This is a genomic window from Pedococcus sp. P2_D9 (assembly GCF_056404275.1).
Genome location: NZ_JBFUEI010000004.1, coordinates 470,080 through 485,378 on the forward strand (window position 1 = coordinate 470,080; position 15,299 = coordinate 485,378).

Below are 15,299 nucleotides of genomic sequence, written 5' to 3' on the forward strand. Positions count from 1 at the left end.
CGCCGACCCGCCAGCCAGGCCAGGCGGTTTGCCCAATCGATCGTCGTCGGGCAGTCTCACCATCGTGGACCGCGTGGAATTCCTGCGACTCAGAACCGCGCTGACATCCAACCTGCCGCCGGCATCTGGTGCGCTCATCGACGCCGCTGCAGCCAGGCTTCGTCAACGACTGGTGTCGAGCGTCATGTTCGCTCACGTCGAGGTGGAGGCCACCGAGGACCCCGACCGTCTTCTGGTCGCCCTGGTCCGCTACCGGCCCGGCACGCCCGAGCGTCAGGTGTCCAGCTTCCTCGAGGCGGTGTGGATCTCCGAGCTGCGTCTCCCCGGTCTGGATGTGTTCCACTTTCTCGCCGAGGACGGGCAGGTCGAGCTCGAGTCCGTGACGGGAGACCCGGAGTCCGGGTACTTCCTCAGCCTGAACCTGATAGCAGTCGAGGGCAGCGCCGAGGACTTCGAGGGCAGGGCCGAAGGCTTCGAGGGCAGCGCAGACTTCGAGACCCAGCCTCCGGTCGAGACCGATGCCCCGCCCACGAAGAAGCGGTGGTTCCGCAGCTAGCCAGCCGTCATGGGCGCCCGTCGCGTGTGGACTCCCAGCGGTGACGGAGCGCTCAGCGGAGTCCGACGGGGCGGGTCAGGGCGAGCTGGATGAGCTCGTCGATCAACTCCGGGTACGGCAGCCCCGTCGCCTCCCACATCTGGGGATACATCGAGTGCGGCGTGAAACCGGGCATCGTGTTGATCTCGTTGATGACGACGTCGCCGGTGTCGGTGTAGAAGCAGTCCACCCGCGCCAGTCCCTCGCAGCCGAGCGCCTCGAACGCGGCGCCCGCGAGCCGCTGGACCTCGGCCGACACCGAGTCGGGCACGTTGGCCGGGCACGACAGCACCGCACCGTCGTCGAGGTACTTGGCCTCGAAGTCGTAGAACTCGTGACCGCCCGCGGTCGTCACCTCGATCTCGCCGACGTGTGAGACCCGCGGCGCGTCGGTCCCCCGTCCCTGGAGCACCGCGCACTCGATCTCGCGTCCCACGATGCCCTGCTCGACGATGACCTTGCGGTCGTGCTCGCGGGCGATCTCGATGGCCGCCTCGAGCGCCTCGGGTGTCGACACCTTCGAGATGCCCATGCTCGAGCCGGCCCGCGACGGCTTCACGAAGACGGGGTAGTCCAACGCACCGACGGCGTCCATCGCCGCGGCCTTGTCGCGCCGCCACTGCGAGTCGGTGATCACGGCATACGGGCCGACCGGGAGTCCGGCGCCGGCAAACAGGACCTTCATGTAGTGCTTGTCCATCCCCGCGGCGGACGCGAAGACGCCGGACCCGACGTAGCGGATGTCGGCCATCTCGAACATGCCCTGGATGGTGCCGTCCTCGCCGAAAGGCCCGTGCAGCAACGGAAAGACGACGTCGACCTCGCCGAGGCTCCTCGGGACCTCCTGGGGCTCCAGGGTGGTGAGCGTGCGATCCGTCGTGGCCAGCGGCACGACCACGCCAGCGCCTCCCGGCGCGACCTCGGGCGTGCTGTCGGCGGTCAGCTCGAGCAGCTGCGGGTCGCCGTCGGAGAGCACCCAGTGCCCGTCCCGGGAGATGCCGATCGGGATGACCTCGTAGGCGTCGCGGTCGATCGCCCGCATCACCCCAGCCGCGGTCGCACACGAGACCGCGTGCTCCGACGAGCGGCCACCGAAGACGATGGCGACTCGAGGCTTGTGGGTCGCTGGCTGGTCCGTAGTCATCGCCGCCGAGCGTATCCCGACCATCCGCCGGGCACCCCGCGCGGCTCGCCTGGCGGCGCCTCTACGCTGGCCGCGTGAACCATGAGCACCTGTCCCCCGCGTCCCGCGTCGTCGCCCTGGGACGCCAGTCCCGTATGCCGGGTGCCGGGGTCAACGCGCCCCTCGAGTTCACGTCGACCTACATCGCGGACGGGCCGGTGAACTACGCGCGCGCCGGGAACCCGACGTGGTCGGCCTTCGAGGAGGCGCTGGGCGGACTCGAGGGCGGGGATGCCCTCGTCTTCGCCTCCGGGATGGCCGCCGTGTCGGCGGCACTCTCGCTCGTTCCGCACGGGGGCGCCGTCGTGGTGCCGGCCCACGCCTACAACGGCACGACCACGCTGCTCGACCAGCTCGCCGACTCCGGTGCCGTCGTGGTCCGGCGGGTCGACCCCACCGACCAGGAAGCCGTGCGCGTCGCCGTCGAGGGCGCGGCACTGTTGTGGATCGAGTCGCCCACCAACCCCATGCTCGAGGTGTCCGACATCCGGGCCCTGGTCGCGATGGCCCGCGAGTCGGGCGCGCTGACCGTCTGCGACAACACGTTCGCCACCCCGTTGGTGCAGCAGCCGCTCGCCGACGGCGTCGACGTCGTCCTCCACTCGGTGACCAAGTACCTCTCCGGCCATTCCGACGTGATCCTCGGCGCCCTCGTCACCCCGCTCACGGAAGCTGGTCGCGGGTTGCACGCCCGTCTGTCGACCGCACGCCTCCTGGGTGGTGGCATCGCCGGACCGATGGAGACCTGGCTGGCGCTGCGCGGTCTGCGCACCCTGCACGTGCGGCTCGAGCGGGCCACCGCCAACGCCCGCGAGCTCGCCGCCCGGCTCGAGGGGCATCCCGCAGTGAGCCTGACGCGCTATCCCGGTTTCGGCGCGATCATCGCGATCGAGGTACAGGGTGGCGCCGAGGCGGCGGAGCGGGTTGCCACCAGCACCGCCCTGTGGACGCACGCCACCAGTCTGGGGGGTGTCGAGTCCCAGATCGAGAGGCGCCGTCGGTATGCCGCTGAGCCGCCGACCGTCCCCGACGCCCTGCTCCGGCTGTCCGTCGGCATCGAGGACGTCGACGACCTCTGGCACGACCTTGACCGCGCGCTGACGGACCGGTGACATGGAACGCGTCCTGGGAATCGGCGGCTACTTCGTGCGGTCCTCGGACCCGGCGTCCCTCTTCGCGTGGTACCGAGACTGCCTTGGCCTCGAGGTCGACGAGACCGGAGTCTGGGAGCAAGGGGCCGGGCCGACCGTTTTCGCGGCGTTCGAGTCCGGGACCGACTACTTCGGGTCCAGCACCCAGCAGGCGATGCTCAACTTCCGGGTCAGTGACCTGGACGCCATGCTCGAGCAGCTGCGCAGCAAGGGGGCGGACGTGGCGCCGGAGACGCAGGAGATGGAGGGAGTCGGCCGATTCGGCTGGGTCACCGATCCCGAGGGCACTCGGATCGAGCTCTGGCAGCCCACCTGACCGTTCCAGCGTCATGAGTCCGCCGTTTGCGCGTCCTTTGGGTAGTCGACCAAAGGAGAACCACCGCATGGCCCAGGACGAGGACCGCCGCAGTCGTACCCGCGGCGCCATCATCATCACTCTGCTGTGCGCCGCCCTCGGCGCCGGAGCGGCGACCTCGGCGGTCGCCACAGTGCTGCACGTACAGCAGCCGGACGACCAAGGAGCGACCCTGCTTGGCCCCGCCGACGTGCTGGACCCTGCATCGGTCATCTCGTACGGCGGCTGACCGGTCCGGCTGAGCAGACGTCTCAGGGCAAACACCCAAGGCACGGGGCTGGCAACTGCCAGCCTCGTGCCCTGTCGGCTGTCTAGGCCCGGTCGAGGCTGCCGCCAGTGTCCGGGGTGGGCCTCCAGGTCCAGACGTGTTGCTGCGGGCCGGTGGGGGCGGACGTCGAGCTCGGGGTGCCCGGAGACCGGGCGCCGTCGATCGGCGCGGCATGTCTGTGGGCGCCGTAGCTCGTGACCACCCGCTCGGCGACGAGGTGTTGACTTCGGGGCATCAGCCATCCCTTGCCTGGAGTGTGAGGACGGGATCCCAGCGCCGACACCGACAGCGACCAGCCAGCGCTGGGATCCCTGCCCTGGGCATCGGTGAGGCCCCGGGCACTTATGGAGACGCGTGTGCGCGACAGAAGTGACTCCGCCACCGACAAAGCGCCCATCAGGGGCTGGGCTCCCCGCTCTCGTCCCGTCATCGGCTCATCCTGTCGTTCGGTCAGCTGCAGAGGCTGACGGCTGCCACGGTGTAGGTGCGAGTCGCCGACGCGGCGGAGGTCCACGTGGTGGCGCCGAAGTTCCGGTTGGCCTGGAGCCACGCGGTGCCGCCGGAGATCGCTGCGACGACGGTCGTGGAGGTCCCTGTGACGGCCTTCGTCTGGCCGCCACCGGCGCCGTAGTGCAGGGTGTAGTTCGTCGCGCCGGCGACGGCGGTCCAGTTGAAGGTCACCGAGAGAACCCCCAACCCGCCGCAGGTGAACGTGGCGGGCGCCGGGACCGTGTAGGTCCCCACGGTGCTGCCGGAGACGGCCACCGGGTCAGTCCAGGCGGCTCGCGCGGGGGCCGCCGAGAAGGTCCCCGACCCCAGGACGGCTGCCGCAGCGACTGCCCGGAGCGAGGTCCGTGCCGAGTGGCGCGGGATCCTCTTCCTGGGACCGGGCGACGACCTCTCGGCCTCCTGGACACGCTCGGGCCCACTCCCCGACGACAGCGGGGCCGCTCCTCGCAGGACGAGCGCAAGGAGGAGGCCGGCATACCCCGCCAGCACGAAGACGCCAGGGGTCCGCGAGAGCCACGCGAGGAGCACACCGGCCCGGGGCACCGACAGGAGGACTCGCGGCGCCGCCTCGACCTCGTAGGTCTGGTCGTCGGCCCTGGCGTTCGCGTCTCCGCGCAGCCGCAGGGTTGCCGACCTGTCGTGGTGGGTGATGGCGACGATGCGGTGGGTGACCTGTGCGTCGCCAGCCCGCACGGCGACGACGTCACCGGCGCGCAGGTCTGCGGCTGGCACGGGGCGGGCCACGGCGAGGCTTCCGGCCGGGATCGTGGGAGACATCGAACCGGAGAGGAAGATCACCGGCCGGACCCCGAAGGCCACGCCGGCCACCGTCATGACCAGGCACAGCACCCCGATGGCAGCACCCAGGGACAGGGCCAGGTGGCCCACCCGGTGGAGTGCTCGACGAGGAGTCATGGGCTCACTGGCTCGCGTTGAAGGCCAACGTGACGTTGGTCGTCGCGCCCTGCAGGGTGCTCACCGCGGTGGCCGGCAAGGTCGCCTGGATGCACAGCGTCTCGGACGCCCCCACGGCCAGTGCCCGCTGGGTCGCCGGGACGCCGACCAGGTTCCCGGCAAACGCGGTGCCCGTCGTCGGGAGGGAGGCTCCGGCACAGGTCCGTGCCGGAGCCGTCCCGGTCACGGCGGAGTCAGCGGTGACCTTGACGACGAGGGCGGCACCGAGGCCCTTGCCGTCGGCGTTGGTGGCGGCTGCGGTCGCGTAGTACGTCAAGGGGATGGTTCCGGCGTTGCGGACGGTGAGGATGCCCGCCACAGTGTTGCCCGGCACCATCCCGGTCAGGTTGAGGTCGGTGTAGGCCGGGACGGAGTCGAGGGTGTTGACCTTGAGGTCCAGGACCCCTGACGAGATCGTCACCCCCGTGACCGGCACGGTGTCGGACCACAGGGCATAGGTCCCACTCACCCCTGCGGCCAGGACGGCTCCCAGCGCGAGAGCTGCCCTGACCCGGGTGGACCCCAGGTGGCGTGGACGAGTCATGGATGGCTTCCCTCCCGTTGCAGTGCGGCCCGACTCCGGTCTCGCAGGGCCCCCGTGAACCTGTGGGCGGCGTACCCCAGCAACACGATTGCCACGAGGTGGACGAGCAGCCGGTGCTCCCGCCCGCTCAAGGCGGCATTGACCCGCCCGAGGTGGGGGACGGCATACCAGACCTTGCCCTTGACCTGCACCGGCTTGACCCATCCCGTGTCCGCGACGTCGTTGGCGTCGCCCCGCGTCCGGAAGATCGGCGACCCCGCGCCATCGACTCCCTGGGCGACGACACGGTGGGTCACGACGGCGGGCTGGCCCGACCGGAGCTGGTAGGTGATGACCGACCCGATGCCGATCGACGTCGGCCGGACCACGGCGAGGGTGCCCTCCGGCAGCGAGGGCCGCATCGAGCTCGTCAGCACCGCATAGGGGGTGGCACCGAACGCGCGCGGGACGATGACAGCCACGGCCAGGACCCCGGCGACTCCGCCGATCATCACCCAGGCCAGCACCTGCCCCAACCACCGCGTCGCACGTCGTGCGCGGGTGGGGTTCGACCGGAGGACCATGTCCGCGACCGCCCTGTCAGCCGTCAGCCGTCGTGGGTCTGGGTCGCCACGAGGTTGATCTCGTCCAGCGTCGCCAGCAGGCCCTGGCTCGCGTTCGTCGCAGCAGGTCCGGCGAACACCACGCTGACCGTCGCCTCGACCTCGTCGACACCGGTGTCGTCGGCCGAGGTGATGTGGGTCTTGGCCGCGGCGTTGACCCTGAAGGTTGCCGACGCCGTCAGCTGGTTCGTCAGGGGGTTCGTCGCCTCCCACGCAGGGGTGTCCAGGGCGAGGTCGGCGCCGAGGTGCTCGCCCTCGGCCACGAGGTCGATCGTGCAGACCTTGGTCAGGGTGTCGCCGGGGACGAGCAGCTGGGTGGTGAACACGTCCCCACCGTCGAGCGTCCAGCCCTGGCCACAGTCCGGGTTCCCGAGCCACAGCACGCCACTTTCGATCTCGCCGCCCGCCACGGTCGTCGTGTCGTTCCAGTAGGCGAGCGTCCCGGCTCCTCCGAGCAACAGCACGGCGGCGGCGGTGGCGGCGTACGCGCCCTTGGTCGACTTCTTCATGATGGTCCTTCCCGACTGAGTGCCGTACCCGCCGCGGCCCATCCGATGTGTGGTCCCCCTAGAGACCCCGGGGCAGCACGCACCGTTACGCAGTCGGGCAAGAACGTCGAACCGACCCGTCGGTCACTCGACCGCGACTCAGCTCGGCCACGCAGGGATCGAACCCCGACGCGGTCCTTCCGGTCGTGCGAGACGCGGTCGCTGCGACCGTGCCTCTAGTCGGTCTCGTTCTTGAGCGCCCGCACCATCAGGGCACCCACGACGTCCTCGACCCGTCGTCCGTCGTGCACGACCGCGGCGACCTGCTCGATGATGGGCACCCGCACATCGTGCTTCTGCGCGAGCTGCAGGATCGACTCGCAGGACTTCACGCCCTCGGCCGTCTGCTTGGTCACGGCGATGACCTCCTCGACGCTCATGCCCTTGCCGAGGTTCACCCCGAAGGTGTGGTTGCGGGACAGCGGCGACATGCAGGTCGCGATGAGGTCGCCCACGCCCGCCAGCCCCGCGAACGTCATCACGTCTGCGCCCAGCGCCATGCCGAGGCGGGTGGTCTCCGCGAGACCGCGGGTGATGATGGAGGCCTTGGAGTTGTCGCCCATGCCGAGCCCCTCGGCCATGCCGACCGCGAGGGCGATGACGTTCTTCACGGCACCACTGATCTCGGTGCCGACCACGTCGGTCGAGGTGTAGGGGCGGAAGTAGGCCGGGTTGGACGCCTCGGCGACCCTGCCGGCCACTGCTTCGTCGATGCAGGCGACCACACTGGCTGCGGGCTGCTTCAGGGCGATCTCCTTGGCGAGGTTGGGGCCCGACACGACGACGATGCGCTCGTGCGCCACACCCCCGGCCTCGGCGATGACCTCGCTCATCCGCTTGGTCGTTCCGAGCTCCACGCCCTTCATGAGCGAGACGACGGCCGCGGTGTCACCCAGCACGGAGCCCCAGTCGCCAAGGTTGGCCCTCAGCGTCTGCGAGGGCACCGCGAGCACGATGATGTCCGCGCCCTCGGCAGCCTCGGCGGGGTCGTGCGTGGCCGACACCGAGGAGGGCAGAACGAGGTTGGGGAGGTAGTCCTCGTTGCAGCCGGCATTGATCTGGTCGACCACGCTCTGCCGGCGACCCCACATCCGGACCGTCGTCCCACCATCGGCGAGGATCGCGGCATACGCAGTGCCCCAGCTGCCCGTCCCGAACACAGCAGCAGTCGTCATGCGTCTTCTCCATGCTGTCGGCGGAACTTCCCGGTCTCGGGAAGGCCGTGCTTGCGCGAGTCGAACCGCTCGGCAGGGGCCTGCTCGCCGCGGATCTTCTCGAGCTCGGCCGTGATGGCAGCCATGATCCGGTCGCTCGCCTCGCGCAGGAGGGCCCCGGTCACCGGCTGGTCATAGAGGTCGCCGAGGTCGACGGGCGGCCCGGCGCGCAGGTGCATCGTCTTGCGGGGCAGCAGCCTCGGACGCTTGCCGTAGGGCTCGAGGACGTCCTGCGGTCCCCACTGCGCCACGGGGATGACGGGGCACTTCGTGCTCAGCGCGATGCGCGCGGCACCCGTCTTGCCGACCATCGGCCAGAGGTCTGGATCGCGGGTCAGCGTGCCCTCGGGATAGACCGCAACGCACTTGCCGCTCTCGACCGCCGCGACGGCGGCGCGGAAGGCGTCCGCGGCCTTGCCGGTGTTGCGGTAGACCGGGATCTGCTGCGCACCACGCAGGATCGCCCCCACGACCGGGACCCGGAAGACACCCTCCTTGCCGAGGAAGTACGGCGGGTGGTCGTTGTCGACCAGGTAGTGGGCGAACGCCAGGGGGTCGAAGTACGAGAGGTGGTTGGGTGCGGCGACGAACCCGCCGGTGGTCGGCAGGTGCTCCATGCCCTGCCAGTCGCGCTTGGTCAGGAGCATCAGCAGCGGACGCAGGACTGCCACGGTGAAGCGGTAGGCGAAGGGCAGAGCGCGTGTGCCGCTGGCGGTCACCAGGTCTCCAGATCGACGGGAACGTGTGAGTGAGCATCCTCGCGGCTCCCGGGGTCGGTGTCGAGCAACCGCGCCAGCACTGCGACGATCGTCCCGATGACCTCCTTTCCCGACTGGCACCTCGTCGTCCCCGTCAAGGGCGGCGCGACCGCGAAGTCACGGCTGCACCCCCCGGCGGGCGTCGACCGCGAGGCGCTCGCGCTCGCCCTCGCCACCGACTGCCTCACCGCCTGCTGCGCCGGTATGCCGCCCGGTCGGGTCGTCGTGGTGACCTCGGACGAGCGCGTGGCCGAGATGGCGGTTGACCGGGGGGCACGCGTCACCGCCGACCCCGGGGGCGGGCTCAACGTGGCTGCGGCAGCAGGGCGGGACGTCGTCGTGACCGCGGGAGCCGACACCCCTGTTGCTGTGCTGCTGGGCGACCTGCCCGCGCTCCGCCAAGGGGACCTGACAGCGGCACTGGGCGCCGCAGCGGCATACCCTCGGGCGGTCGTGCCCGATGCGGCGGGTGGGGGCACTGTGCTCCTCACGGCCCTGACCGGTGCGGACCTCGTGCCGGCGTTCGGCCCAGGCTCCGCGCTGCGGCACCAAGCGGCGGGTCACCACCTCCTCGAGCTCGACCTGCCGCGCCTGCGGACCGACGTCGACGACGACGCGGGACTTCAGGCGGCGCTGGCGCTCGGGGTGGGACCGGCCACACGACGCATCCTCGGCGCGACGCCGACTACGCTGCCGCCCATGCAGGCGAGCGTGCACACCTTCGACGAAGCAACCGGTGCGGGATCCGCGCTGTTGGACGACGGACGCGAGGTGACCTTCACCGGTGAGGTGTTCGCCGCCAGCGCGCTGCGGCACCTGCGTGTGGGCCAGCGCCTCAGCCTGGATCTCGGTGCCAGCACCGAGATCAGCAGACTGTGGATCGTTGGGATCGGCGACGACCAGCGGATCGGCTGAACTCAGCCGCGCGCTCAGCCGACCTCGTAGTCCGCACCCAACGAGTCGAGCTTGTCGGAGAACCGCTCGTAGCCGCGGTAGATCAGCTCGATCCCGTGCACCTTGGACTGGCCCTCGGCGGCCAGGGCCGCGATGAGGTAGCTGAAGCCACCTCGCAGGTCGGGGACCGTGATCTCGGCACCGCGCAACGGCGTGGGTCCCGAGATCACCGCACTGTGGCGGAAGTTGGCGCGCCCGAAGCGGCACGGCGAGCCACCGAGGCACTCCTTGTAGAGCTGGACGACCGCACCCATCTCCCCCAGTGCCTCCGTGAAGCCCAGGCGGTTCTCGTAGACCGTCTCGTGGACGATCGACAGCCCGCTGGTCTGGGTCAGGGCGACGACCAGCGGCTGCTGCCAGTCGGTCATGAAACCCGGGTGGACGTCGGTCTCGAGGACCAGGGAGTTGAGGGTCCCACCGGCGTGCCAGAAGCGGATGCCCTCGTCGTCGATGTCGAAGTCGCCACCGATCTTCCGGAAGACGTTGAGGAAGGGCATCATCGCCTGCTGCTGGGCGCCACGGACGTAGATGTCGCCCTTGGTCGCCAGAGCCGCACACGCCCAGGAGCCGGCCTCGATGCGGTCCGGGATGGCCAGGTGGTCGTAGCCTCCGAGCCGGTCGACGCCGTCGATCTTGATGACGCGGTCGGTCTCGACGCTGATGATCGCGCCCATCTTCTGCAGCACGGCGATGAGGTCGAGGATCTCGGGCTCGACTGCGGCGTTGCGCAGCTCGGTGACACCTTGGGCTCGCACCGCGGTCAGCAGCACCTGCTCGGTGGTGCCGACCGACGGGTACGGCAGCTTGATGCGAGTGCCCTTGAGCCCGTTCGGGGCGGTCAGACGCAGCCCCTCGGGTCGCTTCTGGACGTCGGCACCGAACTGGCGCAGCACGTCGAGGTGGTAGTTGATCGGGCGCTCACCGATGCGGCAGCCACCGAGGTCGGGGATGAAGGCCTCCCCCAGCCGGTGCAGCAGCGGGCCGCACAGCAGCACCGGCACGCGTGAGGACCCGGCGTGCGCGTCGATGTCGGCGACGTGGGCCTGCTCGACGTTGGTGGGGTCGAGCAGCAGCTCACCGTCCCGGTCGGTGGAGTCGATCTTGACGCCGTGCAGCTCCAGCAGGCCGGAGACGATCTTGACGTCGGAGATCTCGGGAACCCCGCGGAGCCGGCACGGTCCCTCAGCGAGGAGTGCGGCCACCATGGCTTTCGAGACCAGGTTCTTGGCACCCCTGACCTCGAGGTCTCCGACCAGCGGTACGCCGCCATTCACGGTGAGGATGTTTGCCATGGGGCAAGTATCGCGGCACTCGACGGAGGCCGACACCCCGAGGGGGTGCCGGCCTCTGTCGTGCGGCTCGTGGGGCTGGTGCCCCGCGTCGAACTAGGCCTTCTTGGCCGCGCGCTTGGTCGCAGCCTTCTTGGCGGGTGCCGCCTTCTTCGCCGGTGCCGCCTTCTTGGCCGGGGCGGCCTTCTTGACGACAGCCTTCTTGGCGGGTGCCGCCTTCTTGGCCGGAGCGGCCTTCTTGACGACAGCCTTCTTGGCCGGTGCCGCCTTCTTGGCCGGAGCGGCCTTCTTGACGACAGCCTTCTTCGCCGGTGCCGCCTTCTTGGCCGGAGCGGCCTTCTTGACGACAGCCTTCTTGGCGGGAGCCGCCTTCTTGGCCGGAGCGGCCTTCTTGACGACAGCCTTCTTCGCCGGTGCCGCCTTCTTCGCCGGAGCCGCCTTCTTGGCGGGAGCTGCCTTCGTGGCCGGCGCTGCCTTCTTGGCGGTGCTCACCGCGGCCTTGGTCGCGGTGCCTGCGGCGGCGCGAGCCCCGGCGACAGCGGCCTTGGGCAGGGAGCGCGGGTTCTTCACGACATCCTTGAACGCCGAGCCCGCCCGGAACTTGGGCACCACGGTCTTCTTGATCTTCACGCTTGCACCGGTGCGGGGGTTGCGGCCGGTGCGCGCGGCCCGGGCGGCCTGTTCGAACGTTCCGAAGCCGGTGATGGCAACGCTGCCGCCCTTGGCCACTTCGCGGATGATCACGTCCACGACGGCCGTCAGTGCATCGCTGGCTGCCTTGCGGCTGCCCAAGCGACTCTCCAGCTCCTTGATCAGTTCTGCCTTGTTCACGTCTTCCCCTCCACAGGGTTGGTGACGCCGGACCCCTTAGCCCGACGAGGTGAGCCGCCGAGCCAATGCCCGACTTGCGTCTGACGTTAGGGCGGTTGTGCGTGCGAGTCCACCATCCCGAGCGCCCGATCTGTTGTGTCGCAACGGATTGCGGCGCTCAGCCGGGCCGCACGGAGGACGCGGACCCCCACCCGGGCTGGTGGCTGGTTTCGAGGGGGGGAGATTCCCGTTGGCGCCAATCCCGTTGCGCAACAACGCAATTCGCGCCCCTGAAGACCTGCAGGACACCGCACGGGGACCGGAACGGCCCCCGACGCGGAGCATCGGGGGCCGTCTTCGCCTGCCTCGGCCTGCGACTTCGGGGAAATTGCGCCCTCTCGGCGCGCCGCGCGCGTCAGGCCACGGTCGTGGACGGCTTGTATGCCGGTCGGCGGGCCTCGAAGTCCGTCACGTCCTGCTCGTGGCGCAGGGTGAGGCTGATGTCGTCGAGCCCTTCGAGCAGCCGCCAGCGGGTGTAGTCGTCGACCTCGAAGGGCGCGACGATGTCTCCGGCGGTGACGGTGCGCGAGACGAGGTCGACGGTCACCGATGCGCCGGGTTCGTTCTCGAGGTACTTCCAGATCAGCTCGATGTCGTCCTGGGCGACCTGGGCGGTCAGCAGGCCCTGCTTGCCGCTGTTGCCCCGGAAGATGTCAGCGTACCGCGAGGACAGGACCACGCGGAAGCCGTAGTTCATCAACGCCCACACGGCGTGCTCGCGAGACGATCCCGTCCCGAAGTCGGAGCCGGCCACGAGGACCGACCCCGCGGCATACGACGGGTTGTTGAGGATGAACGTCTCGTCCTTGCGCCAGGCGGCGAACAGGCCGTCCTCGAAACCGGTGCGCGTCACCCGCTTGAGGTAGACGGCCGGGATGATCTGGTCGGTGTCGACGTTGCTGCGGCGCAGTGGGACCCCGATGCCGGTGTGGGTCGTGAAGGCGTCCATCACTTGCTCCCCTCGAAGGTGCCGGCATCGACGAGGTCGACGAGATCCGCCGGGCTGGACAGGGTGCCGCGCAGCGCGGTGGCCGCGGCGACGAGCGGGCTGACCAGGTGGGTGCGACCACCCTTGCCCTGCCGGCCCTCGAAGTTGCGGTTGGACGTGGAGGCGCTGCGCTCCCCGGGGGCGAGCTGGTCGGGGTTCATGCCCAGGCACATGGAGCAGCCGGGGAGACGCCACTCGGCTCCCGCAGCGGTGAACACCTTGTCGAGGCCCTCCTCCTCGGCCTGGAGGCGCACCCGCGCCGAACCGGGGACGACGAGCATCCGGACTCCGTCGGCGACCTTGTGCCCCTTGACCACCTCGGCGGCGGCCCGCAGGTCCTCGATCCGGCCGTTGGTGCAGGAGCCGACGAAGACGGTGTCGACGCGGATCTCGCGCAGCGGGGTGCCGGCGGTCAGGCCCATGTAGTCGAGGGCGTGCTGGGCTGCCGCCTTCTCGTTGTCGTCGCCCATCGTCTCCGGGTCGGGCACGGACTCGCCGAGGGGCAGTCCCTGGCCGGGGTTGGTGCCCCAGGTGACGAACGGCGTGAGCGTGTTGGCGTCGAGGTCGACCTCGGCGTCGAAGATCGCGTCGTCGTCGCTGCGCAGGGTGCTCCAGTCGGCGACGGCGGCGTCCCAGTCAGCGCCGGTCGGCGCGTGCTCGCGCCCCTGGAGGTAGTCGAACGTGGTCTGGTCGGGGGCGATCATGCCCGCGCGGGCACCAGCCTCGATCGACATGTTGCAGACCGTCATCCGGGCTTCCATCGACAACGCACGGATGGCGCTCCCGCGGTACTCCAGGACGTAGCCCTGGCCGCCGCCGGTGCCGATCTTGGCGATCACGGCAAGGGTGATGTCCTTGGCGGTCACTCCGGGCTGGAGCTCACCCTCGACGTTGACCGCCATGGTGCGGAACGGCTTGAGGGGCAAGGTCTGGGTGGCCAGCACGTGCTCGACCTCGGAGGTGCCGATGCCGAAGGCCAGGGCACCGAACGCGCCGTGGGTCGAGGTGTGCGAGTCGCCACAGACGATGGTCATGCCCGGCTGGGTCAGGCCGCGCTGGGGGCCGACGACGTGGACGATTCCCTGCTCTGCGTGGCCCATCGGGAAGAGCCGGACGCCAAACTCCTCGCAGTTGCGCCGCAGCGTGTCGACCTGGGTCTTGCTCACCAGGTCGGTGATCGGGCCGGGTGTCGTCGGGACGTTGTGGTCCTCGGTGGCCAGGGTCAGGTCGGGGCGGCGGACCGTGCGACCGGCCAGTCTCAGGCCGTCGAAGGCTTGCGGCGAGGTGACTTCGTGGATGAGGTGGAGATCGATGTAGAGCAGGTCCGGCTCGCCCTCGGCGCGCCGGACAACATGCGCATCCCAGACCTTCTCGGCCAGCGTTCCTGACACGTCTTCACCCTTCTTTTCGAATACGGCCTTCGTCACGTCGTGGGCAGGGCGTCGCCGCGTCCTTCGTGAGCACGGCGCCGTGCTGCCATCCGAGGTTCGCACGCAGGACACGCCCACGGATTTGCGTCTCAGCGAATGAGACGTCAATATCAAGCCATGGACACAACCAGTGGAGTCGGCGTTCTCGACAAGGCAGCCATCGTCCTGGGCGCCCTCGAGGCCGGGCCGTCGACCCTCGCCCAGCTCGTCACCGCGACCGGCCTGGCTCGCCCCACCGCCCACCGGCTTGCCGTGGCACTCGAGCACCACCGCCTGGTCACGCGTGACCTGCAGGGTCGGTTCGTGCTGGGTCCCCGGCTTGCCGAGCTCGCCGCTGCCGCTGGTGAGGACCGTCTGCTCGCCGCCGCGGGCCCAGTGCTCGGAGCCCTGCGCGACCACACCAACGAGAGCGCCCAGCTCTTCCGCCGCCAGGGCGACCACCGCATCTGCGTGTCGGCAGCCGAGCGTCCGGTCGGCCTGCGGGACTCGATCCCGATCGGCGCGACCCTGTCGATGCTCGCCGGGTCCGCCGCCCAGGTGCTGCTCGCCTGGGAGGAGCCCGACCGGCTGCACCGCGGGCTGCACGGCGCGAAGTTCACCGCGACGACCCTCTCCGGCGTCCGTCGCCGCGGTTGGGCCCAGAGCGTCGGCGAGCGCGAGGCCGGCGTCGCGTCCGTGTCCGCGCCCGTCCGTGGCCCCTCCGGTCGCGTCGTCGCCGCCGTCTCCATCTCAGGTCCGATCGAGCGGCTGTCGCGCCAGCCCGGGCGCCTGCACGCGGCCACGGTGATCGCCGGTGCCAACAAGCTCACCGAGGTGCTCGCGCGGCACCACGCGCAGCAGCAGCAGCAGAACCACGCCTGACCTCCGCAGCACGGGGCCCCGGTCGCCCGGGACGGAGCCGGACATGGGAGAAGCCCCCGTCCGTGGACGGAGGCTTCTGCTGGTAGCCCCGACGGGATTCGAACCCGCGCTACCGCCTTGAGAGGGCGGCGTGCTAGGCCGCTACACAACGGGGCCCTAGCGTGTTGCCCGCACGCAGTTGCGCGGCGGGCAGCGGAGAGAACCATACCGGCAGGCAGTGGATTT

The 15,299-nt window shown here is 70.2% G+C and carries 18 protein-coding genes and 1 tRNA gene; 6 read left to right on the forward strand and 13 right to left on the reverse strand.

The features are described from left to right. The first annotated feature begins 64 nt into the window (after positions 1–64). On the forward strand, positions 65–556 hold the full coding sequence (locus tag AC1DXJ_RS09580; protein WP_477615506.1) for a hypothetical protein: 492 nt from the start codon (positions 65–67) through the stop codon (positions 554–556). A 52-nt stretch (positions 557–608) separates the two neighbouring features. On the opposite strand, the gene AC1DXJ_RS09585 is transcribed toward AC1DXJ_RS09580, so the two are convergent. Beyond that, positions 609–1,739 carry a D-alanine--D-alanine ligase family protein gene (locus tag AC1DXJ_RS09585; protein ID WP_477615507.1) on the reverse strand — a complete coding sequence of 377 codons (1,131 nt, stop codon included), beginning with the start codon at positions 1,737–1,739 and terminating at the stop codon, positions 609–611. Positions 1,740–1,813: 74 nt separating this feature from the next. On the opposite strand from AC1DXJ_RS09585, the gene AC1DXJ_RS09590 reads away from it, so the two are divergent. From AC1DXJ_RS09590 to AC1DXJ_RS09600, 3 genes are all read left to right on the forward strand, one after another. Continuing rightward, positions 1,814–2,890, forward strand: a complete 1,077-nt coding sequence (locus tag AC1DXJ_RS09590; protein ID WP_477615508.1) for a trans-sulfuration enzyme family protein — start codon at positions 1,814–1,816, stop codon at positions 2,888–2,890. A 1-nt stretch (position 2,891) separates the two neighbouring features. After that, entirely contained in the window at positions 2,892–3,245 is a 354-nt protein-coding gene (locus AC1DXJ_RS09595; protein ID WP_477615509.1) for a VOC family protein, read from the forward strand. A gap of 67 nt (positions 3,246–3,312) precedes the next feature. Continuing rightward, complete coding sequence (locus AC1DXJ_RS09600; protein ID WP_477615510.1) at positions 3,313–3,513, forward strand: hypothetical protein; 201 nt, start codon at positions 3,313–3,315, stop codon at positions 3,511–3,513. 82 nt (positions 3,514–3,595) lie between these two features. Here AC1DXJ_RS09600 and AC1DXJ_RS09605 read toward each other — a convergent pair whose 3' ends face one another. The 7 genes from AC1DXJ_RS09605 to AC1DXJ_RS09635 all read right to left on the reverse strand — a co-directional run bounded on the left by AC1DXJ_RS09605 (position 3,596) and on the right by AC1DXJ_RS09635 (position 8,643). Then, on the reverse strand, positions 3,596–3,787 hold the full coding sequence (locus tag AC1DXJ_RS09605) for a hypothetical protein (protein ID WP_477615511.1): 192 nt from the start codon (positions 3,785–3,787) through the stop codon (positions 3,596–3,598). A 215-nt stretch (positions 3,788–4,002) separates the two neighbouring features. Beyond that, complete coding sequence (locus AC1DXJ_RS09610; RefSeq protein WP_477615512.1) at positions 4,003–4,977, reverse strand: signal peptidase I; 975 nt, start codon at positions 4,975–4,977, stop codon at positions 4,003–4,005. 4 nt (positions 4,978–4,981) lie between these two features. Next, positions 4,982–5,560 carry a TasA family protein gene (locus AC1DXJ_RS09615; protein WP_477615513.1) on the reverse strand — a complete coding sequence of 193 codons (579 nt, stop codon included), beginning with the start codon at positions 5,558–5,560 and terminating at the stop codon, positions 4,982–4,984. Then, on the reverse strand, positions 5,557–6,066 hold the full coding sequence (locus AC1DXJ_RS09620; RefSeq protein ID WP_477615514.1) for a signal peptidase I: 510 nt from the start codon (positions 6,064–6,066) through the stop codon (positions 5,557–5,559). The genes AC1DXJ_RS09615 and AC1DXJ_RS09620 overlap by 4 nt, the downstream gene beginning before the upstream one ends. An 80-nt stretch (positions 6,067–6,146) precedes the next feature. Continuing rightward, positions 6,147–6,671, reverse strand: a complete 525-nt coding sequence (locus tag AC1DXJ_RS09625) for an alternate-type signal peptide domain-containing protein (RefSeq protein ID WP_477615515.1) — start codon at positions 6,669–6,671, stop codon at positions 6,147–6,149. Between the two features lie 215 nt (positions 6,672–6,886). Then, positions 6,887–7,885 (reverse strand): NAD(P)H-dependent glycerol-3-phosphate dehydrogenase, encoded by a 999-nt coding sequence (locus AC1DXJ_RS09630; protein ID WP_477615516.1) that lies wholly within the window; start codon positions 7,883–7,885, stop codon positions 6,887–6,889. Then, positions 7,882–8,643, reverse strand: a complete 762-nt coding sequence (locus AC1DXJ_RS09635) for a lysophospholipid acyltransferase family protein (protein WP_477615517.1) — start codon at positions 8,641–8,643, stop codon at positions 7,882–7,884. Before AC1DXJ_RS09635 ends, AC1DXJ_RS09630 begins: the two co-directional genes overlap by 4 nt. Positions 8,644–8,739: 96 nt before the next feature. Here AC1DXJ_RS09635 and cofC point away from each other — a divergent pair, with 96 nt between their 5' ends. Further along, a complete protein-coding gene (gene cofC, locus AC1DXJ_RS09640; protein WP_477615518.1) occupies positions 8,740–9,597 on the forward strand; it encodes a 2-phospho-L-lactate guanylyltransferase in 858 nt (285 codons plus the stop codon). Positions 9,598–9,611: 14 nt separating this feature from the next. Here cofC and murA read toward each other — a convergent pair whose 3' ends face one another. The 4 genes from murA to leuC form a co-directional block, all read right to left on the reverse strand. Next, complete coding sequence (gene murA / locus AC1DXJ_RS09645) at positions 9,612–10,928, reverse strand: UDP-N-acetylglucosamine 1-carboxyvinyltransferase (protein ID WP_477615519.1); 1,317 nt, start codon at positions 10,926–10,928, stop codon at positions 9,612–9,614. Between the two features lie 93 nt (positions 10,929–11,021). Then, on the reverse strand, positions 11,022–11,756 hold the full coding sequence (locus tag AC1DXJ_RS09650) for an HU family DNA-binding protein (protein ID WP_477615520.1): 735 nt from the start codon (positions 11,754–11,756) through the stop codon (positions 11,022–11,024). Positions 11,757–12,150: 394 nt separating this feature from the next. Then, positions 12,151–12,744 carry a 3-isopropylmalate dehydratase small subunit gene (leuD, locus tag AC1DXJ_RS09655; protein ID WP_477636871.1) on the reverse strand — a complete coding sequence of 198 codons (594 nt, stop codon included), beginning with the start codon at positions 12,742–12,744 and terminating at the stop codon, positions 12,151–12,153. Then, positions 12,744–14,174 (reverse strand): 3-isopropylmalate dehydratase large subunit, encoded by a 1,431-nt coding sequence (gene leuC / locus AC1DXJ_RS09660; protein ID WP_477615522.1) that lies wholly within the window; start codon positions 14,172–14,174, stop codon positions 12,744–12,746. The genes leuD and leuC overlap by 1 nt, the downstream gene beginning before the upstream one ends. 156 nt (positions 14,175–14,330) lie before the next feature. Here leuC and AC1DXJ_RS09665 point away from each other — a divergent pair, with 156 nt between their 5' ends. Further along, complete coding sequence (locus tag AC1DXJ_RS09665) at positions 14,331–15,074, forward strand: IclR family transcriptional regulator (RefSeq protein ID WP_056922488.1); 744 nt, start codon at positions 14,331–14,333, stop codon at positions 15,072–15,074. Between the two features lie 80 nt (positions 15,075–15,154). On the opposite strand, the gene AC1DXJ_RS09670 is transcribed toward AC1DXJ_RS09665, so the two are convergent. Next, positions 15,155–15,230 (reverse strand) — tRNA-Glu (locus tag AC1DXJ_RS09670). Positions 15,231–15,299 lie beyond the last annotated feature (69 nt).

Coding starts and splice junctions, on each gene's coding strand:
- AC1DXJ_RS09600 (WP_477615510.1), top strand. CDS start 3,313: ATGGCCCAGGACGAGGACCGCCGCAGTCGTACCCGCGGCGCCATCATC.
- AC1DXJ_RS09585 (WP_477615507.1), bottom strand. CDS start 1,739: ATGACTACGGACCAGCCAGCGACCCACAAGCCTCGAGTCGCCATCGTC.
- cofC (WP_477615518.1), top strand. CDS start 8,740: ATGACCTCCTTTCCCGACTGGCACCTCGTCGTCCCCGTCAAGGGCGGC.
- AC1DXJ_RS09610 (WP_477615512.1), bottom strand. CDS start 4,977: ATGACTCCTCGTCGAGCACTCCACCGGGTGGGCCACCTGGCCCTGTCC.
- AC1DXJ_RS09630 (WP_477615516.1), bottom strand. CDS start 7,885: ATGACGACTGCTGCTGTGTTCGGGACGGGCAGCTGGGGCACTGCGTAT.
- AC1DXJ_RS09615 (WP_477615513.1), bottom strand. CDS start 5,560: ATGACTCGTCCACGCCACCTGGGGTCCACCCGGGTCAGGGCAGCTCTC.
- AC1DXJ_RS09605 (WP_477615511.1), bottom strand. CDS start 3,787: ATGCCCCGAAGTCAACACCTCGTCGCCGAGCGGGTGGTCACGAGCTAC.
- AC1DXJ_RS09595 (WP_477615509.1), top strand. CDS start 2,892: ATGGAACGCGTCCTGGGAATCGGCGGCTACTTCGTGCGGTCCTCGGAC.
- leuD (WP_477636871.1), bottom strand. CDS start 12,744: ATGGACGCCTTCACGACCCACACCGGCATCGGGGTCCCACTGCGCCGC.
- AC1DXJ_RS09625 (WP_477615515.1), bottom strand. CDS start 6,671: ATGAAGAAGTCGACCAAGGGCGCGTACGCCGCCACCGCCGCCGCCGTG.
- AC1DXJ_RS09665 (WP_056922488.1), top strand. CDS start 14,331: ATGGACACAACCAGTGGAGTCGGCGTTCTCGACAAGGCAGCCATCGTC.
- murA (WP_477615519.1), bottom strand. CDS start 10,928: ATGGCAAACATCCTCACCGTGAATGGCGGCGTACCGCTGGTCGGAGAC.